Source organism: Cryobacterium sp. MLB-32 (assembly GCF_000738085.1).
Lineage (GTDB): Bacteria > Actinomycetota > Actinomycetes > Actinomycetales > Microbacteriaceae > Cryobacterium.
This window is the reverse complement of record NZ_JPRS01000479.1, coordinates 1-700: the sequence shown is the minus strand read 5'-3', so window position 1 is coordinate 700 and position 700 is coordinate 1. Positions and strand designations below refer to the sequence as shown.

The 700-nt window shown below is 56.6% G+C and carries 1 protein-coding gene; it reads left to right on the top strand.

Annotation, left to right across the window (positions count from 1 at the left end; all coding sequences use genetic code 11):
* A partial coding sequence (orn, locus tag JF66_RS19500; protein ID WP_231556522.1) for an oligoribonuclease occupies nt 1-588 on the top strand: 588 nt, incomplete at its 5' end.
* Nucleotides 589-700 lie beyond the last annotated feature (112 nt).

The window sequence follows — 700 nt, the reverse complement described above, 5'->3', positions numbered from 1 at the left end:
GACTGTGAAATGACCGGTCTCGACCTGGACAAAGACGAACTGGTCGAAATCGCCGTCGTCATCACCGATTACGACCTTAATGTGCTCGATCCGGGACTGGATATCATCATCAAGCCCGATGCATCCGCGTTGGAAAACATGGGCGACTTCGTGCGCACCATGCACACGACATCGGGCTTGATTGACGAGATCCCGAACGGTGTGAGCGCCGCCGAGGCCGAATTCCAAGTGATCGAGTACATTCTGAAATTCATTCCCGAGGACCAGAAGGCTCCCCTGGCCGGAAACTCCATCGGCACAGACCGCGCTTTCCTCACCCGCTACATGCCGCGCCTCGACAAGCACCTGCATTATCGCAACGTGGATGTGTCCTCCATCAAGGAGCTCGCACGACGCTGGTACCCCCGCGTGTACTTCAACGCGCCGACAAAAGACGGTGGCCACCGCGCCCTCGCAGATATTCTTGAATCAATTCGCGAGCTCGCTTACTACCGTCAAACCGTGTTTGTAGCGGATCCGGGGCCCTCCAGTGACGAGGCAAAAACCCAATCTGAGGACGTCGTGCACAACTTCGGTGCTCAGGTGTAATAGAATTCATGAGTTGCCCTTCTTCGCAAGAGGAAGGGACGCATGGTGGGTATAGCTCAGTTGGCAGAGCGCCTGGTTGTGGTCCAGGAGGTCGCGGGTTCAATCCCCGTTA